Origin of the sequence: Enterobacter sp. GER_MD16_1505_Eko_090, assembly GCF_003331015.1 — a bacterium.
GTDB classification, from domain to species: Bacteria; Pseudomonadota; Gammaproteobacteria; order Enterobacterales; family Enterobacteriaceae; genus Enterobacter; species Enterobacter roggenkampii.
On sequence record NZ_PUQF01000015.1, the window covers coordinates 66064 to 90822 of the forward strand.

Sequence of the window (24759 nt, forward strand, 5' to 3'; positions counted from 1 at the left end):
CGAAAGATTACCACATTCTGGAGGAAGCATGGCAACACGTATTGAATTTCACAAGCATGGTGGCCCTGACGTACTCAACGCGGTGGAGTTCACCCCCACCGCGCCTGGCGAAAACGAAGTGCAGGTTGAAAACAAAGCCATCGGCATAAACTACATCGACACCTATATTCGCGGCGGGCTCTACCCGCCTCCGTCGATGCCGAGCGGACTGGGCACCGAGGCGGCCGGCGTCGTCGTCAAAGTGGGCAGCGCGGTTAAGCATATTAAAGAAGGCGACCGCGTGGTGTACGCGCAATCTGCGCTGGGCGCTTACAGTTCCGTCCACAACGTCCCGGCGGATAAAGCCGCCCTGCTGCCCAACGCCATCTCCTTTGAGCAGGCGGCGGCCTCCTTTCTGAAAGGGTTAACCGTTTACTACCTGCTGCGCAAAACCTATGAAATTAAACCCGACGAGCAGTTCCTGTTTCATGCCGCGGCGGGTGGCGTCGGGCTCATCGCCTGTCAGTGGGCAAAAGCGCTGGGCGCAAAACTGATCGGCACCGTGGGCAATGCCCAAAAAGCCCAGCGCGCGCTGCAGGCGGGTGCCTGGCAGGTGATTAACTACCGTGAAGAGAGCATTGTCGAACGGCTGAAGGAGATCACCAGCGGCAAAAAGGTGCGCGTGGTGTATGACTCGGTAGGGAAAGATACCTGGGAAGCGTCGCTGGACTGCCTGCAGCGTCGTGGGCTGATGGTGAGCTTCGGGAATGCGTCAGGTGCTGTCACCGGCGTGAATCTCGGCATCCTGAACCAGAAAGGCTCGCTGTACGTCACGCGCCCTTCCCTGCAGGGCTACATCACCAACCGGGAAGAACTTGAGGAAGCCAGCAACGAGCTGTTCTCGCTGATCGCCAGCGGCGTCATTAAGGTGGATGTGGCAGAAGCGCAGAAATACCCGCTAGCCGATGCGCAGCGTGCGCATGAGGTGCTGGAGAGCCGGGCAACGCAGGGGTCGAGTTTATTGATTCCCTGAGCCCCAAAAAGAAATTGGGCTTCCCGTGGGAAGCCCTTTCTTTTTTTAGTTCGGCTGTATGTAGGGTACAGCGCGATGAATTCTTTAACGGCAGTCATAGTGACAGATTCGATAAGTAAATCCTATTCTGTTCTAAGCCAGGCTGCCGGAAAAGTTACAACTCTGTGACGAACCCCTCAATACCTTAGTAACGAAAGCGGTTATTGCGCTGATAACTGGGCACTTTTGGCGATTTAATCGCCCGTATCACCCACACCACCGCCACGGCCAGCAGTAACCACGGCAGCAGTTTGATCGTCAGGGCAAACAATCCGCCAATAAACATGACGACCGTCGCCACCACGATAGCCGCCAGAATGCCGAGCAGCGAAATGCCCGTTGCTAACAGCATGACAAAAAAGCCAATCACAAAAAGTAGTTCCAGCATGGTGCTCTCCCACGAGTTCCCGAATGATGCTGCAAACATTACAAGAATCATGCCAGACATAACATGTTGTTCTTAAAGCAAAACGCCCCGCGAGAATTCGCAGGGCGTGGTGAATTTGACGAACTTTTAGCGAAAGTTATCGCTTGTCCGCCACCAGGCGCAACGCATGTTCCAGCACCTCAATATCGGCCCCGGCTTTATGCGCGTTTTCGCTCAGGTAGCGACGCCACTGACGCGCGCCCGGAATGCCCTGGAACAGCCCAAGCATATGGCGAGTGATATGGCCGAGATACGTACCGTTGCTCAGCTCGCGCTCAATGTAAGGATACATCGCACGCACGACGCCAACCGGATCGGTGTCTGCACCTTCGATGCCAAAGATTTCGCGATCGACCGTCGCCAGAATGCCCGGGTTCTGATACGCCTCGCGCCCGACCATCACCCCATCCATATGTTCAAGATGCGCTTTGGCCTCTTCCAGCGACTTGATGCCGCCGTTAATGGACATCGTCAGGTGCGGGAAGTCACGCTTCAGCTGATACACGCGCGGGTAGTCCAGCGGCGGGATCTCACGGTTCTCTTTCGGGCTCAGGCCGGAGAGCCAGGCTTTTCGCGCGTGGATGATGAACATCTCGCATTCGCCCTTGCCGGAGACCGTATTGATGAAATCGCACAGGAATTCGTAGCTGTCCTGGTCGTCAATGCCGATGCGGGTTTTGACCGTCACCGGAATGGAAACGACGTCGCGCATCGCCTTGATACAGTCCGCCACCAGCTGCGCGTTCCCCATCAGGCAGGCGCCGAACATGCCGTTTTGCACGCGATCGGACGGGCAGCCAACGTTGAGGTTGATCTCGTCGTAGCCGCGCGCTTCAGCCAGCTTCGCGCACTGCGCCAGGGCGGCCGGATCGCTGCCGCCCAGCTGCAGGGCAACCGGATGCTCTTCTTCGCTATAGGCCAGATAGTCGCCCTTGCCGTGAATGATTGCGCCTGTGGTCACCATTTCGGTGTACAGCAGCGTACGGCGGGAGAGCTGGCGCAGGAAATAGCGGCAGTGTCTGTCCGTCCAGTCGAGCATCGGCGCAATGGAAAAACGGTGTGCAGGGAAAGCGGTCTGTAATTCTGACGACATGGCGAAGTTTTAAGCATCTGGTGGAAAAGGGGCGCTACTATAGCACAAAGAAAAGCCGGAGGCGCAGCGCCTCCGGTGGACTTTAGAACGTCATGCTCAGCTGAGCCCCTGCGCCCCAGGTTTCGTCTTCACCGTACAGGCCCATCAGGTCAACATGCACGGTGCTAAACGGCGCGAAACCGACACCGCCGGTAAAGACATTGCTGTCGTTACCCTTCACGTCGGCACGATAACCCGCACGCACCGCCAGCCAGCTCAGCGGCGTCACCTCGGCACCAACACCCACGTACTGCGATGTATCTTCGCTCTTGAAGCCTTTGGTTTCGGTCAGATCGCCATCGGCGGTCAGCGTCACCAGGTCGTTGTGCCAGGCAGCACCGGCGGTCACCAGCGGACGGATCTGATAGGTGTCTTTATAGCTCACCACTTCTCCCGTACGGCCGTTGCGAATACGGATGTCTTTGGTGTCGATATCACGCGACATCAGGTTTTGTCCGCTCACGCCCACGGTCCAGTGTTCGCCGAAATCGGCCGCAATACCGGCATCCACGTTGAAGCCCGTATCGTCAGTGCGGTAGCGGCTGTCGTTCCACTTGTTACTGTCGTAATCGTAGATTGACGTGGTGTAGTTATAGACCCAGGTTTTTTGCAGTTTTGGCGTAACCCCCACGGAAACCGGGACGCCACCCAGATCGAACTGACGGGCAACAGCAACACCGTAATCGGAGACTATCGCCGCCCGGCCGGATGCCGTTGAGTTGAGGTTTTTGGTGATCTGATCCGTACCATTCAGCGCAGCGTCCAGCGCGACACCGGCAGCCACGACATTGCTTCGTTGAATACGGCGAAGGTAATCAATATCTTGCTGATCGATAGACGAGCTCACCCGGCCATGGGCATAGCCTTTCGCCATGAAGGCTACCGAAAGGACATCGTTAGGGATACTCACCGCAAGCCCTGCCCCTGCCGTTGCGCGTGCGGTTTTGCCTTTGAGATAATCCAGCTCATCGGCCAGATCTTTGGCCGCGCCCTGGAATTGATTAATGGAACCTAATGGATTGGTGATAATTTCTCGTGGCGTGAGATTATCAACCACATCCTTGTAGTGATTAATTTTGTCGTTGATGTTATCAATCTCGTCCTGAAGATTGTCTTCATCCGTGATTTGCGCGCCAACCGAAGGCAATATGACCGTCACATCATCGTCCGGCTTTGCCTTTGCCAGCAGCGCGGGGTTGATTAACGCCCCACTACCATAGCTTCCCGAAGCCACGCCGGTGCCACCCATTGCGTCGCTGCGTGATTCTGTCCAGGTATTGGCTGCTCCCGCCTGATTTGCCATAAACAAGGAGACAGCAATGCTAACCACCGAAAATTTAAAATTTTTTTTCACAGTATGCCCGTTATAGTCTGTTATGAAATAACCCCTGTCTGTTATCACCCAAACAGGAACGAACTATTGCTGTGAATAAGTAGTAAAAGACCCGCTATTTCTTTCCCTAAGTAAAATTCCCTTACGGCCTGTTATATTTTGTGACGGCCCTCAATATTTATAGAAGAGGAAATTATTTTTTCCCAGGTTTTCCATCATGCGGTCCAAAAAACTGCGGGGGATGATCTACCCAGCGATCTTCCCGCGTGGCGGCATACACGGGGTTGAGCGGGTAGTAGATGCGGTTGTGCTTCTTGTTGGCCTCGCCAACGACCAGGAGCCGAACCTCATCGTCCGTGTTGTTGATAAAGGTATGACAGATGCCGGTTCCGGCGGGAAAACCTACGCTGTCGCCAGGCTCCAGTTTCCACAAGTGGCCGTTAATCCAGGCTTCAGGGTAGCCTTCGAGCACGTAAACAAACTCTTCTTCGTCGCTCTCCGCATGCGGATAGGACGTTCTGCGCCCAGGCGGCAGGCGCTCATGATGGATGCCAATACGCCCGAGTCCAAGCTTGCGAGCCAGCGGTGCACCAATGGAAAACAGCTCATCGCTGTCGGGGTAGGTCGAGTCATCCGCGCCTTCCACGTCGCGCCAGTGTCGAATGCAGTCAGGTCTTTTCATTCTGGTTCTCCCGGTTTTCGATGGGTCAGGTATAGCACAGACTGGCGGATCTCGGTGTTTTTAGCAGAACATGATAAAGTGAAGGTTTTCCGTCCTATAACATCCGGGGTGCTACATGGATAAGTCCACAAAAGAGCTGTTAGCGCAGGCCGAAAAGCTGTGTGCGCAACGCAATGTGCGCCTGACTCCGCAGCGCCTTGAAGTATTACGTCTGATGAGCCTGCAGCAGGGTGCCATCAGCGCCTACGATCTGCTGGATCTACTCCGCGAAAGCGAGCCGCAGGCAAAGCCGCCGACGGTCTATCGCGCGCTGGATTTCCTGCTTGAACAAGGGTTCGTGCACAAGGTGGAATCCACCAACAGCTATGTGCTATGCCATCTGTTCGATCAGCCCACCCACACATCGGCGATGTTTATCTGTGACCGCTGCGGCGTGGTGAAGGAAGAGGCTGCGGAAGGCGTGGAAGATATTATGCATACGCTGGCAGCGAAAATGGGCTTTGCCCTGCGTCATAACGTGATTGAAGCGCACGGGCTCTGTTCCGCGTGCGTGGAGGTGGAAGCCTGTCGCCATCAGGACGCGTGTCAGCACGACCACTCTATCCTGGTGAAGAAAAAGCCGCGTTAGCGGCAAAAGCAAAGGCGGCTCATGGCCGCCCTCAGGGTGTACTTCCTTGTACTTTCGGGTGTAGCCCGGTTACCAGCGGTAGTCGTTGCGTTTTTCCCAGTCGCCCACTTCTTTTTCCGCCTGGTCTTTTGCGTAGCCGTAACGCTCCTGGATTTTACCGACAAGCTGATCGCGTTTACCTTCGATGACGGTCATGTCGTCATCCGTCAGCTTACCCCACTGTTCTTTCGCTTTACCTTTGAACTGCTTCCAGTTGCCGCCGATTTCGTCTTTATTCATCATCGTGTCCTCTTCGTTAAGCGTCGGGTCGTAACGTCCGTTACGTTCTTTTCTGCTGGACGTGATAATTATTGTAGTTAAGGATTCCGTGGTTAATTTCATATTCGGAATCTTTAACCGTCACGATATATCGGAGCGCGAGGGAAACCAGGTATTGTTTTGCCAGTGTCGGTGCCAGATAAACGCCAGCGATAATCCGCGCAACGAGAGGAAGACGGCCAGGGCCAGCCATAAACCATGATTCCCCAGCCAGGGGAGCGTCAGGAGCGTCAGGCCAAATCCGGCCGCCGCGACAGCCATACTGTTGCGCATTTCGGCTCCGCGCGTCGCCCCAATAAACATGCCGTCCAGCAGATAACACCAGACGCCAACCACCGGTAAGACGACTTGCCAGATGAGATAGTGGCTCGCCAGCTCGCGCAGCGCAGGGAGAGAGGTAAGCAATGCAACGATCTGCTCACCGAAGCAGGCGTAAACCAGACCAAAGGCCAGCGCCACCAGCCCCGACTGACGGCAGGCAGCCCGCCAGACCTCCCGTAGCTGCCCGCTTTCGCGCGCCCCGTACGCCTGCCCGGAATGCGCTTCAACCGCGTAGGCAAAACCGTCCAGCGCATAGGCGGTAAAGGTCAGAAGCGTCATCAATACCGCATTCACCGCAACGATTTCCGGCCCCAGTCGAGCCCCGAAAACCGTCAGCGCACCGAAGCAGAGCTGAAGAAGAAGCGAGCGCAGCATGATGTCACGGTTGAGCGCCAGCAGCTTACGGATATTGCCGCGCCATGCGGTTTTGAGCAGCGCCAGGGAGATCCCGCGCATGGCCAGCACACGCCGGACCATCCACAAGCCAATGATAAAGGTCCCGTATTCGGCAATCGCCGTCGCCAGCGCCGCGCCCTGCACGTTCATATGCAGACCCATGACCAGCCAGACGTCCAGAACAATGTTGAGCAGGTTACCCACCACCAGCAATATCACGGGCGCGCGGGCGTACTGCACGCCCAGTAGCCACCCCAGCAGAACCAGATTTGCCAGCGAGGCGGGTGCGCTGAGCCAGCGGATTTCCAGGAACCGTCGCGCCTGCGCCAGTACCGCTTCGCTGCCACCGACGATATGAAGCGCAAGATCGATCAGGGGGGCCCGCAATACAACGATTAACGCACCCGCGCCAACCGCGAGGATTAGCGGCTGCACCAGTGCGCGCGCCAGACGCAGCGGATCTTTCGCGCCATAAGCCTGTGCGGTAAGACCGGTGGTACTCATGCGCAAAAAGAGCAGCAGCATAAACAGGAAGCTGGTTGCCGTCGCGCCAATCGCCACGCCGCCAAGATAAACCGGTGAATCAAGATGGCCTATAACGGCAGTATCGACCAGCCCCAGCAAGGGCACGGCAATATTGGAGAAAATCATCGGCAGAGCAAGACGCCACAATGCCTTATCGGATGCCGTCAGCAGTGACATGAAAGATACCGGGAGTGGGGAATGAATCAGGCTACAGCGGTGCCATAGCCTGTCAGGAAGAGATTACAGCCATTCACCGTTGCGAATCACGCCTACCGCCAGACCTTCAATAGAGAAGCTCTGTTCGCGGAGGTCGACCACAATCGGGGTGAACTCGCTGTTTTCGGGCAGCAACTGAACAGTGTTACCCTGCTTTTTCAGACGCTTAACGGTCACTTCGTCATCAATGCGTGCGACCACGACCTGGCCGTTTCGCACGTCCTGAGTTTTATGCACCGCAAGCAGATCGCCATCAAGAATGCCGATGTCTTTCATCGACATGCCGCTGACGCGCAGCAGGAAATCAGCGCTCGGTTTGAACATGCCGGGATCGACCTGGTAGTGACCTTCAATATGCTGTTGTGCCAGCAGCGGCTCACCTGCAGCAACGCGGCCTATCAGCGGAATGCCCGTCTCTTCTTCCACCAGCAGGCGGATACCACGCGACGCGCCTGACACAATCTCAATCACACCCTTACGCGCCAGCGCTTTCAGGTGTTCTTCGGCAGCATTCGGAGAACGGAAGCCCAGACGCTGCGCGATTTCCGCACGCGTGGGTGGCATACCCGTCTGGCCGATCTGATCCCGAATGAGATCAAACACCTCTTGCTGCCTGGTCGTTAACGCTTTCATTCCGCCCCCTGGGTGTATATACAGTTATGCTGTGAGTATATACAGTCAAAGGCGATTTTGGAACCAAAAACTGCACAAAAAACCAGGGACTTAATTATTCCTCGAGGCTCATCGGAAATGTGACCAAAGCAGCGTGACCCAGGTGATAACGGCAGTGATAATCGCCAGCAACACGGCAGCAGAGCCCATGTCTTTTGCACGGCCAGAAAGCTCATGGAAATCGGAACCAATGCGATCCACAACGGCCTCAATAGCGCTATTAAGAATTTCCACTATCATCACCAGAAGAACGGAACCGATAAGCAGTACGCGGGTAATCGCATCAACATCAAGGAAACAGGCGACGATCACCGCGACGATAGCGGCGACGCCCTCCTGGCGAAAGGCGGCTTCGTTGACCCATGCGGCACGGAAACCTTTCCATGAATAGCCAGCGGCTTTGATGATACGTGTTAACCCAGTGGTATTATTGGCCATTAAAAGAACCTTTTTTAAAAAAGAGCGTCAGTAACAGGAGCCGTAGCGCGTTTCGCTACAGCCTGAAGTATGACGGGTAACAACAGAAATTTTGCGCGCTTTCTGTTATCCTTGCGCCGCAATTGCATTATTAACCAGAGGCTTTACATCGTTTATGTCCGGCTGGCCACGAATTTACTACAAATTACTTAATTTACCATTAAGCATCCTGGTAAAAAGCAAGTCTATCCCAGCAGAACCCGCGCTGGAACTGGGGCTCGATACGTCGCGCCCTATTATGTACGTTTTGCCTTATAACTCGAAGGCAGACTTACTGACGCTTCGCGCCCAGTGTCTGGCGCATGACTTACCTGACCCGCTTGAACCGCTGGAAGTTGACGGTACGCTGCTGCCGCGCTACGTCTTCATCCACGGCGGGCCGCGCGTGTTTACCTATTACACGCCGAAAGAAGAGTCCATCAAGCTGTTCCATGACTATCTCGACCTGCACCGCAGCAACCCCGATCTGGATGTGCAGATGGTGCCGGTATCGGTGATGTTTGGTCGTCGTCCAGGTCGTGAAAAAGGCGAAGAGAATCCGCCGCTGCGCATGCTTAACGGCATCCAGAAGTTCTTCGCGGTCTCCTGGCTGGGACGCGACAGCTTTGTGCGTTTCTCCCCTTCCGTTTCGCTGCGTCGCATGGCGGACGAGCACGGCACCGACAAGATCATCGCGCAAAAACTGGCGCGCGTGGCGCGTATGCACTTCGCTCGTCAGCGCCTGGCGGCCGTAGGGCCACGCCTCCCGGCGCGTCAGGATCTGTTCAACAAGCTGTTGGCTTCAAAAGCGATCGCCCGCGCCGTTGAAGACGAAGCGCGCAGCAAGAAAATTTCGCATGAGAAAGCCCAGCAGAACGCCATTGCGCTGATGGAAGAGATTGCAGCGAACTTCTCTTACGAGATGATTCGCCTGTCCGATCGTATTCTTGGCTTTACCTGGAACCGCCTGTATCAGGGCATCAACGTGCATAACGCCGAGCGCGTGCGTCAGCTGGCGCACGATGGCCATGAGATTGTCTATGTCCCCTGCCACCGCAGCCACATGGACTACCTGCTCCTTTCCTACGTGCTCTATCACCAGGGGCTGGTGCCACCGCACATCGCAGCCGGTATCAACCTGAACTTCTGGCCCGCGGGCCCGATTTTCCGCCGCCTGGGCGCGTTCTTTATTCGTCGTACCTTCAAGGGCAACAAGCTCTACTCCACCGTGTTCCGCGAGTATCTGGGCGAGCTGTTCAGCCGCGGCTATTCCGTGGAGTACTTCGTGGAGGGCGGTCGTTCCCGTACCGGTCGTCTGCTCGATCCGAAGACCGGCACGCTGTCGATGACCATCCAGGCCATGCTGCGCGGCGGTACCCGTCCGATCACGCTGGTGCCAATTTACATTGGCTATGAGCACGTGATGGAAGTGGGCACGTACGCGAAAGAGCTGCGTGGCGCGACCAAAGAGAAAGAGAGCCTGCCGCAGATGCTGCGCGGCTTGAGCAAGCTGCGTAATCTCGGTCAGGGCTACGTGAACTTCGGCGAGCCGATGCCGCTGATGACCTACCTGAACCATCATGTGCCGGAATGGCGCGAGTCCATCGATCCTATCGAAGCGGTGCGTCCGGCCTGGCTGACGCCAACGGTTAACGGCATCGCATCCGAGCTGATGGTGCGCATTAACAACGCCGGTGCGGCTAACGCCATGAACCTGTGCTGTACGGCACTTCTGGCTTCACGTCAGCGTTCCCTGACCCGTGAACAGCTTACGGAGCAGCTGGATTGCTATCTGGACATGATGCGTAACGTGCCGTATTCGGTTGACTCGACCGTGCCTTCTGCAACCGCCAGTGAACTTATCGATCACGCGTTGCAGATGAACAAGTTTGAAGTGGAGAAGGACACGATCGGCGACATCATCATTCTGCCGCGCGAGCAGGCGGTGCTGATGACCTACTACCGCAACAACATCACGCATATGCTGATGCTGCCGTCGCTCATGGCCGCCATTATTACCCAGCATCGTCATATCTCCCGTCAGGAGCTATTGCGCCATCTTGAGACCATCTATCCGATGCTGAAAGCGGAGCTGTTCCTGCGCTGGAGTAAGGATGAGCTGGCGACAGAACTGGATAAGATGACGGAAGAGATGCGTCGCCAGGGGCTGATTACCCTGAACAACGACGAGCTGCACATCAATCCGTCACGCTCCCGCACCCTGCAGCTGCTGGCGGCCGGTGCGCGCGAAACGCTGCAGCGCTACGCCATCACGTTCTGGCTGCTGAGCGCGAACCCGTCCATCAACCGCGGTACGCTGGAGAAAGAGAGCCGGACGCTGGCCCAGCGCCTGTCCGTTCTGCACGGCATTAACGCCCCTGAATTCTTCGACAAAGCGGTCTTCAGTTCTCTGGTGCTGACGCTGCGCGATGAAGGCTTCATCAGCGATACGGGTGATGCCGAGCCGGAAGAGACGCTGAAGGTATACCAGATGCTGGCAGAGCTGATTACCTCGGACGTGCGCTTAACGATTGAGAGCGCCACGCAGGGCGAGTAACACAATGCCGGGTTATGGCCCGGCCTGACGCCCTGGATAATAAAAAGGCCCGGTAAGCGCTGACGCTACCGGGCCTTTTTTTGCCTTGTTAAATCATTGCATTTAGCTGAGCAGCGTAAAGGCAATCATCCCGACAATTGCACCCGTCGTGCCGAGGATAGTTTCCATCAGCGTCCAGGTTTTCAGGGTTTGCGCTTCGGTGGCACCGGTAAACTTACCGAACAGCCAGAAGCCCGCGTCGTTAACGTGAGAGACCACAATCGAACCGCCCGCGATACAGATAGAGAGCGCGGCCATCTGGGCACCGGAGTAGTTCAGCTGTTCAATCACCGGCATCACCAGACCCACGGCGGTTAAACACGCCACGGTGGCGGAACCCTGGATGATACGCACCGCCGCAGCCAGCACAAAGCAGGTGACCGCAATCGGCAAGCCCATCCCGGTCAGCGCTTCGCCCAGAGCCGGGCCCACGCCGGAATCCACCAGCACCTGCTTGAACACGCCGCCTGCACCGATCACCAGCAGGATAATCCCCGCAGGCTGCAGCGCCGCACCGCAGATCTCCATCACCCGGTCTTTTGGCATCCCCTGACGCATCGCCAGGCCGTAAATCGCCACCAGGCACGCCACCAGGATCGCCGTGAACGGATGACCAATGAACTCAAACCATTCGTAGGCGGTAGAACCGACCGGCACAAAGCGCGCGGCGATGGTTTTCAGGCCCACCAGCACCAGCGACAGCAGGATCAGCGACAGGCTGAAGCCGAAGGATGGCATTTTGCCCTCGCCCAGGTGCGGCTCGGTAATGTCGTCCGGAATGTGCAGCTCAACGTAACGGCTGATGAAGTTGCCCCACAGCGGACCGGCAATAATCATCCCCGGGATTGCCGCGCACAGGCCAATCAGGATCATCCAGCCAAAGTCGGCGTGCATCTGGGAAGCCAGCAGCATCGGGGCAGGCCCCGGCAGCAGAAACGCTGCGGCCGCCGCCACGCCCGCAAACAGCGGAATGACCAGCTTCACGAGGTTAGTGCCGGTATGGCGCGCCATGGAGAAGGCGACGCTTATCAGCAGCACAACGGCCACTTCGAAGAACAGCGGCAGTGCGCAAATCAGACCGGCCAGGCCAATCGCGTAGTGCGCGCGGCTGTGGCCGAAGGACTTCAGCATCTTGACGGCAATCTGGTCGACCGCGCCCGTCTCGTGCAAAATCTTACCAAACATGGCGCCAAGGGCGACCACAATCGCCAGGAAGCCCAGCGTACCGCCCATCCCTTTTTCCATCGTCGCGGCGATCTTGTCGAGCGGCATACCGGAAAAGAGACCAGCACCAATAGAAACCACCATCAAAGCAACAAAGGCGTGCATGCGCGCCTTCATCACTAAAAACAGCAGCAGCAATACCGAACCCACTGCTGTCAAAACTAGCGTTAATGTACTCAAAACTTACTGCCTTTTATTAATGACCTCGATGGTGCTGGCAACAACACCCTCCAGTGACTGATCGATATCAACCACTAAGACGTCTTTTTCGTCTTCACCCGGCTCCTGCAGCGCTTCAAACTGCGTCACCAGCATCTGGGTTTTGAAGAAGTGACCTTTACGCGCCTTCAGGCGGCTTTCAATCACCTCGAAATCCCCTTTCAGGTAGATGAAAGAGAGGTTCGGATTGCCGTCACGCAGCAGATCGCGGTAGGTTTTTTTCAGCGCGGAGCAGACGATCAGGGAGACTTTATTGGTGCGCTGCATCGCGAACGCGGCGTCGTTCAGCGCCTGCAACCACGGTTTGCGGTCGTCGTCGTTCAGCGGCTCGCCGGAGGCCATTTTCATGATGTTGCTGCGCGGATGGAGGAAGTCGCCATCAAGAAACGCAGCCTGGAGTTGATGCGCCACTTCGCTGGCCACGGCTGATTTCCCGCTACCGGAAACGCCCATCAGGACGTAGACGTGGTGATCGTGATTAGTCGTGCTCAAAGGGTGTCCCTCAGTCAATTGTTACGGGTAACAGTTATCGGTAACATTGTCCTGCCGGGGCAAAAGAGAAGCAATATCCAAACGTGCGCGAAGTGAATAAGTGTGAGCTACTTCAAATTTGTCAGTTCAAATAGATCCACCCGGTGACAAGGTGAAACCTAAATCTAACATTTTCGGCGTAACCGTCTCGCCACGAATGCGCGCCAGCAGGCGTTCTGCGCCAATGCGGCCCATACGTTCACGCGGCGTCAGGACGCTCGCCAGACGCGGCTCCATCACCTGACCGATGTCATGGCCGTGGAAACCGGCGATCGCCATATCATCAGGGATCTTCAGCCCCAGACGCTGGCACTCAAACGCTGCGCCGACCGCAAGGTCATCGTTGGTACAGAAAATACCGTCCAGTTGCGGATACTCGCGTCGCGCCTGACGCATCAGCTCAATACCCGACGTATAGGAAGAGGACTGCTCCACCATCACGCTGTACGGGGTTAAGTTCGCGTCGAGCATCGCCTGCTCGTATCCCTTCTGTTTGATGATAGTACGTTCATCAAGACGCGCACCCAGATAGGCGATATGACGATGCCCGCGGGCGATAATGGCCGCCGTCATCTGGCGCGCCGCTTCGAAGTTATCAAAGCCGACGGCGATGTCGAGGCACGGCGACTGGCTGTCCATCAGCTCCACGACCGGAATACCGGCCACTTCAATCATTTTGAGCGTGCGGGCAGTGTGGGTACGTTCGGTTAAAATCAGGCCGTCAATGTTCCAGGAAAGCATCGATTCAAGACGTTCCTCTTCGAGTTCCGGCTTGTACCCGTAGTGGGCGAGCATGGTCTGGTAGCCAAACGCATCGGTGACGCTTTCAATTCCACGTAATACTTCGGCGAAAACCTGGTTGGTCAAAGAAGGAAGCAGAACGCCCACCGCGCGGCTGGTCGCATTCGAGAGAATATCGGGTGCACGGTTGGGGATGTAACCCAGTTCATCAAGGGCAGCGGCAATCTTGCCACGTAACGCCACGGAAACCTGTTCCGGGTTACGTAAAAAACGGCTGACCGTCATTTTGGTCACACCGACGCGATCGGCGACATCCTGAAGTACGGGGCGTTTCTTTTTCATCGTCCTGAGAAATCTTGAAGTGAGAGATTTGCTCAGTTTACCACGGACAAAGCCCATCCTTCCCCTGTCAAAGGGAAGGATGAGGATTTATTTATGTTTTATTACACCGGCGGCAGGTCAAACAGCAGAATTTCGCTTTCGCTGTCGGCATGCACGGAGATCGCCTGCTCATCCCAGATAGCCAGACCATCGGCGGTTGTCGCTTTGGTGCCGTTGATGGACACGTCGCCTTTCACCACCTGGATCCAGACGCGGCGGTTAGCGGCAATCTGATGCACGGACTGTTCATCTTTCGCCAGCGCCCAGCGGTACAGCTCCATATCCTGATGCACTTTCAGGGAACCTTCACGCGCATCCGGGGAGAGCACCAGCTGTTTACCCTGTTTGGCGTCGAAGCGGCGCTGCTCGTAGCGCGGCGTGATGCCGGTCTCTTCTGGAATGATCCAGATTTGATACAGGTGCAGTTTTTCCGTTTTGCTTGGGTTGTACTCGGAGTGACGCACCCCGGTACCCGCGCTCATAATCTGGAACTCGCCCGCCGGAACCTGCTCTTTGTTGCCCATGCTGTCCTGGTGCTCAACCGCGCCTTCCAGCACATAGGTCAGGATTTCCATGTCTTTGTGCGGGTGGGTACCGAAGCCCTGGCCTGCATCAATCACGTCGTCGTTAATCACCCGCAGTGCGGAGAAGCCCATGAAGTTCGGGTCGTAGTAGTCGGCAAACGAGAATGAATGCCATGAGTCCAGCCAGCCATGATTCGCGTGACCACGTTCGTTTGCTTTGCGTAAGTAGATCATTGTTTTCACCCTCAGTTCGTTTCGATGGAGTAAGTGTGGACGCAAACGGCCTGGGATCATAGGGGGTGAAAATTGACTCCTCTGTTCAAAAATTGTGAACAAGTGCAGAGGAGCCGTTTTTGCTTATTTTGCGAGGGTTACCGTGGCAGGAGAAGCCTGTTCGAAGGCCCGCTCAAGGATTTCGAGGTTGGTCAGAACGTCAGATTCCTTGACGTAATTCGCCGTGCCGTTTGTGAGGGTCTCAAACAGCGCATCATAGACGCGGCCATAGTCGCCGGTTTCCGGCTTCAGCGTTTCTTTGACCGTCACGCCCTCATCGTTCACATACTCCAGCACGCCCACGGAATCGTCCGCCGCAAAGCCAGGTTCACCGGGCATGATATTGGCCTTCAGGCTGGTCTCCTGCTGGTCGATACCGTATTTGATAAACGAACCTTTAGTGCCGTGAACGATAAATTTCGGGTAGTCGATCTTCACCAGGTGGCTGGTTTTGACGATGGCCTTCAGGTCGCCGTAGAACAGCTGGGCTTCGAAGGTATCGTCCGGGTTGGCTTTATTGCGCAGGCTGCGAATGTCATACGCCACGTGGTCCGGGCGGCCAAACAGGGAGATGATCTGGTCCATGGTGTGCACGCCCAGCCCGTAGAACGAACCATCCTGCGGCAGTCCGGGTTGCGTTTCCGCCACCGGGCGGTAGTAATCGAAGTGGCTTTCGATCTCCACAATGTCGCCGAGCTTGCCGCTTTCAATCGCTTTTTTTGCCGTCAGGAAGCAGCTGTCAAAGCGACGGTTCTGGTACGGCGTGACGGTCAGCCCTTTACTTTTCGCCAGCGCGAACAGCGCTTTCGCTTCGGCGATGGTCGGGGTGAACGGCTTTTCTACCAGCACGTTTTTGCCCGCTTCCAGCGCGCGTTTCGCATAGTCAAAATGGCTGTCGGCGTGGGTGCAGACAACCACCAGCTTCACCTGCGGGTCGTTAAGCACCTCATCGAGATCGCTGGTGAAGTGGATGTGGGAATACTGCGGAGATTGCTCTTCCGGCTTCGCGCGGCGGCGGTAGATATGGGCCACATGCCAGCTGTCTTTGCGGTTAAGGACATACGGCAGGTGATAGCGGGTCGTACTTTTACCAAATCCAATAAATGCGCAATGTAGTGTCATGGCTCAGTCCTTTTGGAAGGTTACTGAGTCTAACCATAACAAAAAAAAAGCCAGCTAAAAGCTGGCTAAAGTAATACTGGAAGCAATGTGAGCAATGTCGTGCTTTCAGGTTCCCGTAGCGGTCTTCCTGAATGCAAAGCAATAATAATCATTCTCATTCGCACTTGTCCAATACTTTTTGCAAAAAATAGCGGTTGACTCAAATTTTAAAGTCATTGATGTTGGAAGGGCCTTTTAACTGACTGAGGAACAAGGAATGAGTGAGATAGTGATACGCCATGCGGAACCGAAAGATTATGACGCCATTCGTCAGATCCACGCCCAACCGGAGGTGTACCACAACACACTACAGGTTCCTCATCCGTCTGAGCAAATGTGGCAAGAACGACTCACCGACCAGCCCGGCATTAAGCAACTGGTCGCCTGTGTAGACGGTCATGTCGCTGGGCATCTGTGCATCGCCGTCGCGCAACGCCCACGCCGCAGCCATGTGGCTGATTTTGGGATTTGTGTTGGCGCGCAGTGGCAAAACCGGGGCGTTGCCAGCGCGCTGATGCGCACCATGATTGATATGTGCGATAACTGGCTGCGCGTTGACCGCATTGAGCTGACGGTGTTTGTCGATAACGAACCGGCGATTGCGGTGTACAAAAAACACGGGTTCGAAATTGAAGGCACCGGCAAGCGCTATGCCCTGCGCAACGGCGAGTATGTGGATGCGTATTATATGGCGAGAATGAAGTAGTGATTTGCCGGGTGGCGGCTTCGCCTTACCCGGCCTACGTTCGTGCAGTTGTCGGCCCGGTAAGCGCAGCGCCACCGGGCAATACATCAATACCCCGCCGTCAAATCATCCACCGAACGCGGATCTGATGCGCCAAACAGCGCGCCGTCCGGCCCCACCATAATGCTCTGGGTGCTGCCCATCGCCTCTTTCACCGCCACCTTCTGCCCACGCTGCTCAAGCAGTTTAATGGTGTCCGGGCTAAAGCCCTTCTCGACGCGCAGCTCGTCCGGCAGCCACTGGTGGTGGAAACGCGGGGCGTTAGTCGCTTCGGCGACGTTCATCCCAAAGTCGATGCTGTTCACCACCATCTGCAATACGGTGGTGATAATCCGGCTGCCGCCCGGGCTACCGGTTACCAGCCAGGTTTTGCCCTCTTTCACCACGATGGTGGGCGACATGGACGACAGCGGACGTTTCTTCGGCCCTACCGCGTTCGCATCGCCGCCGACCAGCCCGTAGACGTTCGGCACGCCCGGCTTGGCAGAGAAGTCATCCATCTCGTTGTTCAGCAGAATGCCGCTATTGCCCGCCACAATCCCGGTGCCGAAGGTGGTGTTGAGCGTATAGGTCACCGCCACCGCGTTACCGTCTTTATCCACCACCGAGAAGTGGGTGGTCTGGTTGCTTTCATACGGTGCCAGCTTGCCGGGACGGATCTCGCTCGACGGCTTGGCCTTGTTGATGTCGATCTGATCGGCAATCGATTTGGCATACGCCTTGTTGGTCAGCGCCTGCCACGGCACCTTCACGAAGTCCGGGTCGCCGAGATATTCCGAGCGGTCGGCATAGGCGCGTTTTTCCGCTTCCGCCATCACCTGCATGGCATCCGCGCTGCCGAAGCCGAACTTGTGCATATCGAAGTTTTCAAGAATGTTGAGGATCTGCACGATGTGAATGCCCCCGGAAGATGGCGGCGGCATGGAGAAGACCTCGTACCCGCGGTAGGTGCCGCTAATCGGCTCGCGCTCCACCGCCTTGTAGTCCGCCAGATCCGCTTTGGTGATGAGCCCGCCGTTCTTCTGCATCTCTTGTGCAATCTGGTCGGCAATCGCCCCTTTGTAGAAAGCGTCCGGGCCGTGCTCCGCAATCAGCTCCAGGCTTTTGGCGAGGTTCTTCTGCACCAGCTTATCGCCCTTCTTCAGCGGTTCACCGTCTTTCCAGAAGATCGCCTTACTGTTTTCGTGATTCGGAATGACTTCGCTACCGTAGGTTTTGAGGTCGTCTGCCAGGGCGTCATTCACCACAAAGCCCTCCCGCGCCAGCTTGATAGCAGGCTGCACCACCTTGTTCAGCGGCATCGTGCCGTATTTTTCCAGCGCCAGCGAGAAGCCCGCAACGGTGCCCGGCGTGCCGGAGGCCAGGTGCGAGGTCAGGGATTTTTTACTGTCCGGGTTGCCCTGGTCATCGAGGAACATGTCCCGTGACGCCTGAGAAGGCGCCATTTCACGGAAGTCGATGGCGGTGGTTTTCCCGTCTTTGGTGCGCAGCATCATAAAGCCGCCGCCGCCCAGGTTCCCCGCCTGCGGGTGCGTCACCGCCAGCGCATAGCCGACGGCGACCGCCGCATCCACCGCGTTACCGCCCTGCCTGAGAATATCGACGCCCACGCGGGTCGCCAGCGCATCCACCGACGCCACCATGCCGTGGGTTGCCCGCACGGGATGAAAGACATCTTCCTCCACGCCGTAAGAGACCGGAGGCGCCGCGGGCGGGTTGGCCGCCACGCTAAATGTACCGCCAGCCATCAGCGCGGCGAGGGCGACCCAGCGCAAAAACGTTGGTTTCATCATTATTGTTCTCCAGGTGAAGGGATCCATATTCCCCGCTTAAGCCTGGTTCACAACTCCTAAAAAATCATCGTCATGGTGAAATCAGGGTAAACTTAAGAGAGACCTCAAGAGGAGGAAATGACAATGAAACGCTTGATGATTCTTACGGCGCTGATCCCCATTGCCGCGCTCGCACAGCCACTCAACACCATGAATAACCCGAACCAGCAGGGTTACGTTATCCCGAGCCAGCAGCGTATGCAGACCGAGATGATGAGCCAGCAACAGCAGCAAAAAGGGATGCTGAATCAGCAGCTAAGAACGCAGACCCAGATGCAGCAGCAAAGCCTGCAAAATCAGATGAACGCCAACACCCAGCGCGTGCAGCAGGGGCAGGTGCGCGAGCAGCCGTTGCCGAACAAAAACGGCGGAATGTTAGGTGGGATGACCTCGTCAGGCAGCGGACAGCAGCATATGCTGCCGCCGCAGTCGAATGGCAGTATGCTTAATCCGCAGAACTAAAGTCCGGGCCGATCAGGTCAATCGCATCGGTACAGATGCTGTCCACGCCCCAGCGCAGCAGTTCGGCTGCACGCTGGGGTTTATTGACGGTGTAAACCAGAATATGCAGTCCCGCGTCTTTTAGCATCTTCACCCGCGCCTCATCCAGCAGCTTGTGATTAAGATGAATAGAGACACACGCTAAGCGCGTCGTCAGCTCGCGCCAGTCCTCGCGCCACTCGTCCAGCAATAGCCCGCGCGGCAATTCCGGCACGGCCGCCTGCGCCGCCTCCAGGGCGTCAATTTCAAACGAGGAGAGCAGCGGCGCGGTCATCCCTTCCCACAGCTCGCGCGCGGCAAGGGCAATGACTTTGCCCGTCAGCGGCCCGGTGCCGGTGGTCGGTTTGATTTCGATATTGGCCATCATGCCGTGCTGGCGACAGCGATCGGCCACTTCCGCCAGCAGCGGCAGCGGTTCGCCTTTGAATTCGCCGCTGTACCAGCTTCCGGCGTCGACTTTCAGCAGATCGCGCCACGGCAGCTCGCCCGCCACGCCCCAGCCGTTGCTGGTGCGTTCGAGGTTATCGTCATGCAGCAGGAAAATCTCGCCGTCTTTCGACAGCTTGGCGTCGAACTCGATCATGGTGTGGCCGTAACGCGCGCCAACATCAATCGCCGCCAGGGTGTTCTCCGGCGCCAGCTTACCGCCGCCGCGGTGGGCGACGACGTGGGGATAAGGCCAGTTGCTCATACTCGTTGTCCTGTTTCACCGTCAAAAAGGTGCAGATGATTTTCCGGCAGGTGCAGCCACAGCGTGCTGCCTGCTTTCGGACGCTCCTGATGCGCCAGACGCACCACCATCTTTTGCTCGCCCCAGCGCCCGTGCGCCAGGTTATCTGCACCTAACATCTCCAGCGTGTCCATCACCAGCGGCACGCCGCCTTCCGCCTGAGAGGTTAAACCGATATGTTCCGGGCGGATACCGAGCGTCATCTTACGCCCGGCGTAGCCACGATAGTACCAGTTGATCGGCAATGCCATCCCGCTTTCAAGCTCAAAGTGCGTGCCCGTGCTGCTGATGCGCCCTTCGAGCAGGTTCATCGCCGGGCTGCCGATAAAGCTCGCCACAAAGCGGGTGGCCGGTTTCTCGTAGACTTCCACGGGGGTACCAATCTGCTCGGCAACGCCTTTGTTCATCACCATCACGCGCTGGGCGAGGGTCATGGCCTCAACCTGATCGTGGGTAACGTACAGTGACGTGGTTTTCAGACGACGGTGCAACTGCTGCAGCTCAAGACGCATCTGCACGCGCAGCTTGGCGTCGAGGTTAGAGAGCGGCTCGTCGAAGAGGAATACCGCCGGATCGCGCACGATGGCGCGCCCCATCGCCACGCGCTGGCGTTGGCCGCCGGAGAGTTCGCGCGGGCGGCGCTTGAGCAGGCCGTCCAGCTCCAGAATGCGCGCCGCTTCTTTCACGCGCTCCTCAATATGGCCTTTGCCCATGCCGCGGATTTTCAGCCCCCAGGCCATGTTCTCCTCCACGCTCATGTGCGGGTAGAGAGCGTAGTTCTGGAACACCATCGCGATGCCCCTGTCTTTCGGCTCCATCTCGGTGACGCGCTGGCGGTCAATCCAGATATCCCCGGACGTTACGCGCTCCAGCCCCGCCACCATGCGCAGCAGCGTAGATTTGCCGCAGCCGGACGGGCCGACCATCACGATAAACTCCCCGTCCGCCACGTCGAGCGTGAGCGGCTGAATCACCTGGGTTTTGCCGTCCCAGCTTTTGGTTACTGCCTGAAGTTTTAAACCTGCCATCTTATTTCTCGCTATCGACCAGGCCGCGGACAAACGCGCGCTGCATGGCTAAAACAATGACTACGGGTGGGATGAGGGTGAGCAGCATCGCCGCCATCACCTGGTTCCAGAGGGTGGTGCCTTCGCCGGTGGCAATCATGCCTTTGATGCCCGCCACGGCGGTGCCGAGGTTGACGTCCTGAATAATCAGCAGCGGCCACAGGTACTGGTTCCAGCCGTAGATAAAGGTGATCACAAACAGCGCCGCAAGGTTGGTTTTCGACAGCGGCAGCACGATGTCGCGGAAGAAGCGCATCGGCGAGGCGCCGTCGATCCGCGCGGCTTCAATCAGCTCGTCCGGCAGGGTCATAAAGAACTGGCGGAACAGGAAGGTGGCGGTCGCCGAGGCCATCAGCGGCAGGGTTAAGCCCGCGTAGCTGTCGAGCATCTTCAGGTTGGCGATCACTTCCACGGTGGGGAAGATACGCACCTCCACCGGCAGCATCAGGGTGATAAAAATCATCCAGAAAAAGAGGTTACGCAGCGGAAAGCGGAACCAGACGATGGCGAAGGCCGAGAGCATCGACACCGTAATTTTGCCGACCGTAATGCCGAACGCCATGATGAAGCTGTTGAGCATCATCAGCCAGAACGGCGCGCTGTTGGCGCCCACGCCCTGGGTCCAGATGGTCTTCATGTTCTCGAACAGATGCGTGCCTGGGATCAGCGTCATCGGCGTGTCGAACACCGCTTTGGTGTCCAGCGTGGCGGCGACAAAGGCCACGTACAGTGGAAACAGGATGACGATGATCCCCAGAATCAGCATGGTGTGGCTGAAAATCGTCAGCCCGCGACGGTTCTCAATCATTGGTAGCGCACCTTACTTTCGACATAACGGAACTGCACCACCGTGAGGATGATGACGAGGAACATCAGCACCACCGACTGCGCGGCGGAGGCCGAGAGATCCAGCCCGGCGAAGCCTTCGCGGTAGATTTTATAAATCAGCGTGGTGGTCGCCTGCACCGGACCGCCTGCGGTCGCCGCATCGATCACCGGGAAGGTGTCGAAGAAGGCGTATACGAGGTTAACCACCAGCAGGAAGAAGCTCACCGGGGCAATCAGCGGCAGCGACAGCCTGAAGAAGCGACGAATCGGCCCTGCCCCGTCAATGGCGGCGGCCTCCACCAGCGAACGCGGGATGGACTGCAGCGCGGCAAAGAAGAACAGGAAGTTGTAGCTGATCTGCTTCCACACCGAGGCGAATACCACCAGGAACATGGCCTGACCGCTGTTCTGGGCGTGGTTCCAGTCGTAGCCGAACTCTGCCAGGAAATGGGTAATCAGCCCGCGACCGGGGTTAAACAGGAAAATCCACAGGACGGCGGCGACGGCGGGTGCCACGGCGTAAGGCAGCAGCATCAGGGTCTGATACAGGCGGCTGCCGCGCACCACGTAATCCACCAGCGCGGCGAAAAACAGCGAGGCAACAAGGCCGCTGACGGTGACCAGCGCGCTGAACCTGATCGTCGTCCAGAAGGCGTCCAGGTAGTAGCTGTCATGGAACAGCGCGGTAAAGTTGTCCAGCCCGACAAACTGGCTGGAGAGCCCAAACGGATCGACGCTTTGTACCGAGTACCACAGCGCTTCGCCCGCAGGCCAGATAAAGAAGATAACGGTGATGACCAGCTGAGGCGCGACCAGCAGGTACGGCAGCCAGCGGGAACGGAACACCGGACGGGATGATGACATTGAGATTGGGTTCCTGAGCAATGCCGGGTGGCGGCTACGCCTTACCCGGCCTACATGGGGCACATCGTAGGCCCGGATCGCTACGCGTCACCGGGCGAATCACGGATTACGATTTCGTCGACTGCTCAAAGCGGCGCAGCAGCTGATTCCCGCGCTCTACCGCGGAATCCAGCGCCTGCTGTGGCGTTTTCTTCCCGGTCCAGACGCTTTCCAGCTCTTCATCCACGATGGTGCGGATCTGCGGCATGTTGCCCAGACGCAGGCCTTTGGTGAACGGCAACGGCGGCTTGTTCAGCATCTGACGCGTCGCGATATCCGCGCCCGGGTTCTTACTGTAGAAGCCCTGCTCGCGGGTCAGGTCATACGCGGCTTTGGTGATCGGCAGGTAGCCGGTCTTCTGGTGCCATTCGGCCGCGTTTTCAGGTTTCGCCAGGAAGTCGAGGAACTCGGCCACGCCTTTATAGGTGCCCTTGTCTTTACCCTGCATCACCCACAGACTCGCCCCGCCGATGATGGCGTTCTGCGGCGCGCCCTTCACGTCAGCGTCATACGGCATCATGCCCACGCCGTAGTTGAATTTGGCGTAGTGGCGGATATCCGCCAGCGAGCCGGACGAGGCGGTGGTAATGGCGCAGTCGCCGTTATAGAACTTCTCGGTGGATTCGTCTTTACGCCCGAAGTAGCTGAAGTCGCCCTTCTTGTTGAGTTCTTCCAGCAGCGCGATGTGCTTCACCTGCTCCGGCTTGTTAAACTCCAGTACCGCGTCGGTGCCGTCGAAGCCGTTGTTTTTGGTCGCCACCGGCAGGCCGTGCCAGGCGCTGAAGTTTTCGATCTGGATCCAGCCCTGCCAGCCGCTGGCGTAGCCGCACTTCATTCCCGCCGCTTTCAGCTTCGCGGTGTATTCGGCCAGGTCCTGCCAGGTTTTTGGCGGCTGCTCCGGGTCTAAACCGGCTTTCTTGAAGGCGTCTTTGTTGTAGTACAGCACCGGCGTGGAGCTGTTAAACGGCTGAGACAGCAGATGTCCGGTTTTGGAATCGGTGTAGTAACCCGCTACGGTTGGCACGAACTGGGATTCATCGAAGTTAATACCCGCTTCTTTGAACACTTCATAGACCGGCTTGATGGCTTTGGAGGCCATCATGGTGGCGGTGCCCACTTCATAAACCTGTAACAGCGCAGGCGCGTTGCCGGTACGGAAGGCGGCGATGCCCGCGCTCAGGCTCTGCTCGTAGTTGCCTTTGTACACCGGCACAATTTTGTAATCCGGATGGGTGTCGTTGAAACGCTGCGCCAGGGAGTCAACTTCTTTACCCAACTCCCCTTCCATGGAATGCCAGAACGGAATGGTCGTGACAGCCATTGCGTTCGTCGCAAAAGCCAGACCCAGTGCCAGACCCAAAGCTGTGTGTCGTAACGATGTCATTGTCATCTCTCTTATTGTGCCGGATGCGCGATATCACGCGTTTTATGCTCGCGAGGTAACATGACATGCTCGAATGACAGAAAAATAACTGTTTGTTTACAGATAAGTGACAGCAAAGGGTCAGGGGGATGATGGTTGTGTGAAGGGGTGTAGTGGTTAAAAAAGCCGGGTGGCGGCTACGCCTTACCCGGCCTACTCGATCCCTGTAGGCCCGGTAAGCGCAGCGCCACCGGGCGATACAGACGGCTCAGCCGCCCAGGTAAGCGCTCCGCACCGCTTCGTTCGCCAGCAGCGCGTCTCCGGTATCTTCCAGCACCACGCGGCCGTTCTCCAGCACGTAGCCACGGTCAGCCAGCTTCAGCGCCTGGTTGGCGTTCTGCTCAACGAGGAAGATGGTCATCCCCTCTTTACGCAACTGCTCAATGGTGTCGAAGATCTGCTGGATGATGATCGGCGCCAGGCCGAGCGACGGCTCATCCAGCAGCAGCAGGCGCGGCTGACTCATCAGCGCGCGGCCGATCGCCAGCATCTGCTGTTCACCGCCTGACATGGTGCCTGCACGCTGGATGCGACGCTCCCACAGGCGCGGGAAGAGTTCGTACACCCACTTGATGCGGGTCTGGTATTCATCGCGGTGGGCGAAGAAGCCGCCCATCGCCAGGTTCTCTTCCACCGTCATACGTGAGAACACGCGACGCCCTTCCGGAACAATCGCCACCGCCTCGCGCATGATTCTGGCGGTCTGCCAGTCGGTAATGTCTTTGCCGTCAAACACAATCCGCCCGCTGGTGGCGCGCGGGTCACCGCACAGGGTGCCGAGCAGCGTGGTTTTACCCGCGCCGTTGGCGCCAATCAGGGTGACGATTTCACCCTGGTTGATATGCAGGCTGACGTCGTGCAGCGCCTGGATCTTGCCGTAGTGCGCATTGACCTTGTCGAACGTTAACATCGCTTTTTCCATC

At 57.3% G+C, this 24759-nt stretch carries 25 protein-coding genes; 5 read left to right on the top strand and 20 right to left on the bottom strand.

Features of this window, described 5'->3' with window-relative positions:
- Nucleotides 1–28: 28 nt before the first annotated feature.
- The gene (locus C6A40_RS17300; RefSeq protein WP_045335155.1) at nt 29–1012 is read left to right on the top strand and encodes a quinone oxidoreductase; all 984 of its coding nucleotides are present in this window, start codon (nt 29–31) and stop codon (nt 1010–1012) included.
- Nucleotides 1013–1196: 184 nt separating this feature from the next.
- Here C6A40_RS17300 and pspG read toward each other — a convergent pair whose 3' ends face one another.
- The 4 genes from pspG to C6A40_RS17320 form a co-directional block, all read right to left on the bottom strand.
- A complete protein-coding gene (gene pspG, locus C6A40_RS17305) occupies nt 1197–1439 on the bottom strand; it encodes an envelope stress response protein PspG (RefSeq protein WP_008503373.1) in 243 nt (80 codons plus the stop codon).
- A gap of 136 nt (nt 1440–1575) precedes the next feature.
- Entirely contained in the window at nt 1576–2571 is a 996-nt protein-coding gene (gene dusA / locus C6A40_RS17310; RefSeq protein ID WP_045335154.1) for a tRNA dihydrouridine(20/20a) synthase DusA, read from the bottom strand.
- 82 nt (nt 2572–2653) lie between these two features.
- Complete coding sequence (locus tag C6A40_RS17315) at nt 2654–3964, bottom strand: conjugal transfer protein TraF (protein WP_021242754.1); 1311 nt, start codon at nt 3962–3964, stop codon at nt 2654–2656.
- Between the two features lie 172 nt (nt 3965–4136).
- Nucleotides 4137–4625, bottom strand: a complete 489-nt coding sequence (locus tag C6A40_RS17320; protein WP_023293524.1) for a cupin domain-containing protein — start codon at nt 4623–4625, stop codon at nt 4137–4139.
- Nucleotides 4626–4740: 115 nt separating this feature from the next.
- Between C6A40_RS17320 and zur the strand changes: the two genes are divergently transcribed.
- On the top strand, nt 4741–5253 hold the full coding sequence (gene zur, locus C6A40_RS17325) for a zinc uptake transcriptional repressor Zur (protein WP_008503369.1): 513 nt from the start codon (nt 4741–4743) through the stop codon (nt 5251–5253).
- 69 nt (nt 5254–5322) lie between these two features.
- Here zur and C6A40_RS17330 read toward each other — a convergent pair whose 3' ends face one another.
- From C6A40_RS17330 to C6A40_RS17345, 4 genes are all read right to left on the bottom strand, one after another.
- Nucleotides 5323–5532: a CsbD family protein gene (locus C6A40_RS17330; RefSeq protein WP_014830284.1), complete on the bottom strand. Its 210-nt coding sequence runs from the start codon at nt 5530–5532 to the stop codon at nt 5323–5325.
- Nucleotides 5533–5652: 120 nt separating this feature from the next.
- Nucleotides 5653–6990 (bottom strand): MATE family efflux transporter DinF, encoded by a 1338-nt coding sequence (gene dinF, locus C6A40_RS17335; protein WP_045335153.1) that lies wholly within the window; start codon nt 6988–6990, stop codon nt 5653–5655.
- Nucleotides 6991–7053: 63 nt separating this feature from the next.
- Nucleotides 7054–7662, bottom strand: a complete 609-nt coding sequence (gene lexA, locus C6A40_RS17340) for a transcriptional repressor LexA (protein WP_045335152.1) — start codon at nt 7660–7662, stop codon at nt 7054–7056.
- Nucleotides 7663–7770: 108 nt separating this feature from the next.
- Nucleotides 7771–8139, bottom strand: coding sequence for a diacylglycerol kinase (locus tag C6A40_RS17345; protein WP_045335150.1), 369 nt, complete (start codon nt 8137–8139; stop codon nt 7771–7773).
- A gap of 154 nt (nt 8140–8293) precedes the next feature.
- Between C6A40_RS17345 and plsB the strand changes: the two genes are divergently transcribed.
- Nucleotides 8294–10714, top strand: coding sequence for a glycerol-3-phosphate 1-O-acyltransferase PlsB (plsB, locus tag C6A40_RS17350; RefSeq protein ID WP_021242749.1), 2421 nt, complete (start codon nt 8294–8296; stop codon nt 10712–10714).
- 102 nt (nt 10715–10816) lie between these two features.
- Here the strand turns inward: plsB and gntU are convergent, their stop codons facing one another.
- From gntU to C6A40_RS17375, 5 genes are all read right to left on the bottom strand, one after another.
- A complete protein-coding gene (gene gntU, locus C6A40_RS17355; protein WP_114191319.1) occupies nt 10817–12157 on the bottom strand; it encodes a gluconate transporter in 1341 nt (446 codons plus the stop codon).
- A gap of 3 nt (nt 12158–12160) precedes the next feature.
- Complete coding sequence (gntK, locus tag C6A40_RS17360; protein WP_008503362.1) at nt 12161–12688, bottom strand: gluconokinase; 528 nt, start codon at nt 12686–12688, stop codon at nt 12161–12163.
- A 126-nt stretch (nt 12689–12814) separates the two neighbouring features.
- Nucleotides 12815–13810: a gluconate operon transcriptional repressor GntR gene (gene gntR / locus C6A40_RS17365; protein ID WP_021242747.1), complete on the bottom strand. Its 996-nt coding sequence runs from the start codon at nt 13808–13810 to the stop codon at nt 12815–12817.
- A gap of 101 nt (nt 13811–13911) precedes the next feature.
- Nucleotides 13912–14607 carry a pirin family protein gene (locus tag C6A40_RS17370; protein ID WP_021242746.1) on the bottom strand — a complete coding sequence of 232 codons (696 nt, stop codon included), beginning with the start codon at nt 14605–14607 and terminating at the stop codon, nt 13912–13914.
- 123 nt (nt 14608–14730) lie between these two features.
- Complete coding sequence (locus C6A40_RS17375) at nt 14731–15768, bottom strand: oxidoreductase (RefSeq protein ID WP_045335148.1); 1038 nt, start codon at nt 15766–15768, stop codon at nt 14731–14733.
- Between the two features lie 256 nt (nt 15769–16024).
- On the opposite strand from C6A40_RS17375, the gene yhhY reads away from it, so the two are divergent.
- The gene (gene yhhY, locus C6A40_RS17380) at nt 16025–16513 is read left to right on the top strand and encodes an N-acetyltransferase (RefSeq protein ID WP_045335146.1); all 489 of its coding nucleotides are present in this window, start codon (nt 16025–16027) and stop codon (nt 16511–16513) included.
- A gap of 86 nt (nt 16514–16599) precedes the next feature.
- Here the strand turns inward: yhhY and ggt are convergent, their stop codons facing one another.
- Nucleotides 16600–18345: a gamma-glutamyltransferase gene (gene ggt / locus C6A40_RS17385; protein WP_072204957.1), complete on the bottom strand. Its 1746-nt coding sequence runs from the start codon at nt 18343–18345 to the stop codon at nt 16600–16602.
- Nucleotides 18346–18468: 123 nt separating this feature from the next.
- On the opposite strand from ggt, the gene C6A40_RS17390 reads away from it, so the two are divergent.
- Nucleotides 18469–18846 (top strand): DUF2756 family protein, encoded by a 378-nt coding sequence (locus C6A40_RS17390; protein ID WP_045335144.1) that lies wholly within the window; start codon nt 18469–18471, stop codon nt 18844–18846.
- On the opposite strand, the gene ugpQ is transcribed toward C6A40_RS17390, so the two are convergent.
- From ugpQ to livF, 6 genes are all read right to left on the bottom strand, one after another.
- On the bottom strand, nt 18830–19576 hold the full coding sequence (ugpQ, locus tag C6A40_RS17395; protein WP_021242741.1) for a glycerophosphodiester phosphodiesterase: 747 nt from the start codon (nt 19574–19576) through the stop codon (nt 18830–18832). The two genes, C6A40_RS17390 and ugpQ, sit on opposite strands and share 17 nt — an antisense overlap.
- The gene (locus tag C6A40_RS17400; RefSeq protein WP_008503354.1) at nt 19573–20643 is read right to left on the bottom strand and encodes a sn-glycerol-3-phosphate import ATP-binding protein UgpC; all 1071 of its coding nucleotides are present in this window, start codon (nt 20641–20643) and stop codon (nt 19573–19575) included. The genes ugpQ and C6A40_RS17400 overlap by 4 nt, the downstream gene beginning before the upstream one ends.
- A gap of 1 nt (nt 20644) precedes the next feature.
- Nucleotides 20645–21490, bottom strand: coding sequence for a sn-glycerol-3-phosphate ABC transporter permease UgpE (ugpE, locus tag C6A40_RS17405; protein ID WP_013099125.1), 846 nt, complete (start codon nt 21488–21490; stop codon nt 20645–20647).
- A complete protein-coding gene (gene ugpA, locus C6A40_RS17410) occupies nt 21487–22374 on the bottom strand; it encodes a sn-glycerol-3-phosphate ABC transporter permease UgpA (RefSeq protein ID WP_008503352.1) in 888 nt (295 codons plus the stop codon). The genes ugpE and ugpA overlap by 4 nt, the downstream gene beginning before the upstream one ends.
- Before the next feature lie 106 nt (nt 22375–22480).
- Complete coding sequence (gene ugpB / locus C6A40_RS17415) at nt 22481–23797, bottom strand: sn-glycerol-3-phosphate ABC transporter substrate-binding protein UgpB (RefSeq protein WP_021242738.1); 1317 nt, start codon at nt 23795–23797, stop codon at nt 22481–22483.
- Nucleotides 23798–24044: 247 nt separating this feature from the next.
- Nucleotides 24045–24758 carry a high-affinity branched-chain amino acid ABC transporter ATP-binding protein LivF gene (livF, locus tag C6A40_RS17420; protein ID WP_008500102.1) on the bottom strand — a complete coding sequence of 238 codons (714 nt, stop codon included), beginning with the start codon at nt 24756–24758 and terminating at the stop codon, nt 24045–24047.
- Between the last annotated feature and the right edge of the window lies 1 nt (nt 24759).

Excerpts from the sequence above, each read along its gene's own strand:
- C6A40_RS17300 (WP_045335155.1), top strand. The coding sequence starts at position 29 with ATGGCAACACGTATTGAATTTCACAAGCATGGTGGCCCTGACGTACTC.
- pspG (WP_008503373.1), bottom strand. The coding sequence starts at position 1,439 with ATGCTGGAACTACTTTTTGTGATTGGCTTTTTTGTCATGCTGTTAGCA.
- dusA (WP_045335154.1), bottom strand. The coding sequence starts at position 2,571 with ATGTCGTCAGAATTACAGACCGCTTTCCCTGCACACCGTTTTTCCATT.
- C6A40_RS17320 (WP_023293524.1), bottom strand. The coding sequence starts at position 4,625 with ATGAAAAGACCTGACTGCATTCGACACTGGCGCGACGTGGAAGGCGCG.
- zur (WP_008503369.1), top strand. The coding sequence starts at position 4,741 with ATGGATAAGTCCACAAAAGAGCTGTTAGCGCAGGCCGAAAAGCTGTGT.
- C6A40_RS17330 (WP_014830284.1), bottom strand. The coding sequence starts at position 5,532 with ATGAATAAAGACGAAATCGGCGGCAACTGGAAGCAGTTCAAAGGTAAA.
- dinF (WP_045335153.1), bottom strand. The coding sequence starts at position 6,990 with ATGTCACTGCTGACGGCATCCGATAAGGCATTGTGGCGTCTTGCTCTG.
- lexA (WP_045335152.1), bottom strand. The coding sequence starts at position 7,662 with ATGAAAGCGTTAACGACCAGGCAGCAAGAGGTGTTTGATCTCATTCGG.
- C6A40_RS17345 (WP_045335150.1), bottom strand. The coding sequence starts at position 8,139 with ATGGCCAATAATACCACTGGGTTAACACGTATCATCAAAGCCGCTGGC.
- plsB (WP_021242749.1), top strand. The coding sequence starts at position 8,294 with ATGTCCGGCTGGCCACGAATTTACTACAAATTACTTAATTTACCATTA.
- gntR (WP_021242747.1), bottom strand. The coding sequence starts at position 13,810 with ATGAAAAAGAAACGCCCCGTACTTCAGGATGTCGCCGATCGCGTCGGT.
- C6A40_RS17370 (WP_021242746.1), bottom strand. The coding sequence starts at position 14,607 with ATGATCTACTTACGCAAAGCAAACGAACGTGGTCACGCGAATCATGGC.
- C6A40_RS17375 (WP_045335148.1), bottom strand. The coding sequence starts at position 15,768 with ATGACACTACATTGCGCATTTATTGGATTTGGTAAAAGTACGACCCGC.
- yhhY (WP_045335146.1), top strand. The coding sequence starts at position 16,025 with ATGAGTGAGATAGTGATACGCCATGCGGAACCGAAAGATTATGACGCC.
- ggt (WP_072204957.1), bottom strand. The coding sequence starts at position 18,345 with ATGATGAAACCAACGTTTTTGCGCTGGGTCGCCCTCGCCGCGCTGATG.
- C6A40_RS17390 (WP_045335144.1), top strand. The coding sequence starts at position 18,469 with ATGAAACGCTTGATGATTCTTACGGCGCTGATCCCCATTGCCGCGCTC.
- ugpQ (WP_021242741.1), bottom strand. The coding sequence starts at position 19,576 with ATGAGCAACTGGCCTTATCCCCACGTCGTCGCCCACCGCGGCGGCGGT.
- C6A40_RS17400 (WP_008503354.1), bottom strand. The coding sequence starts at position 20,643 with ATGGCAGGTTTAAAACTTCAGGCAGTAACCAAAAGCTGGGACGGCAAA.
- ugpE (WP_013099125.1), bottom strand. The coding sequence starts at position 21,490 with ATGATTGAGAACCGTCGCGGGCTGACGATTTTCAGCCACACCATGCTG.
- ugpA (WP_008503352.1), bottom strand. The coding sequence starts at position 22,374 with ATGTCATCATCCCGTCCGGTGTTCCGTTCCCGCTGGCTGCCGTACCTG.
- ugpB (WP_021242738.1), bottom strand. The coding sequence starts at position 23,797 with ATGACATCGTTACGACACACAGCTTTGGGTCTGGCACTGGGTCTGGCT.
- livF (WP_008500102.1), bottom strand. The coding sequence starts at position 24,758 with ATGGAAAAAGCGATGTTAACGTTCGACAAGGTCAATGCGCACTACGGC.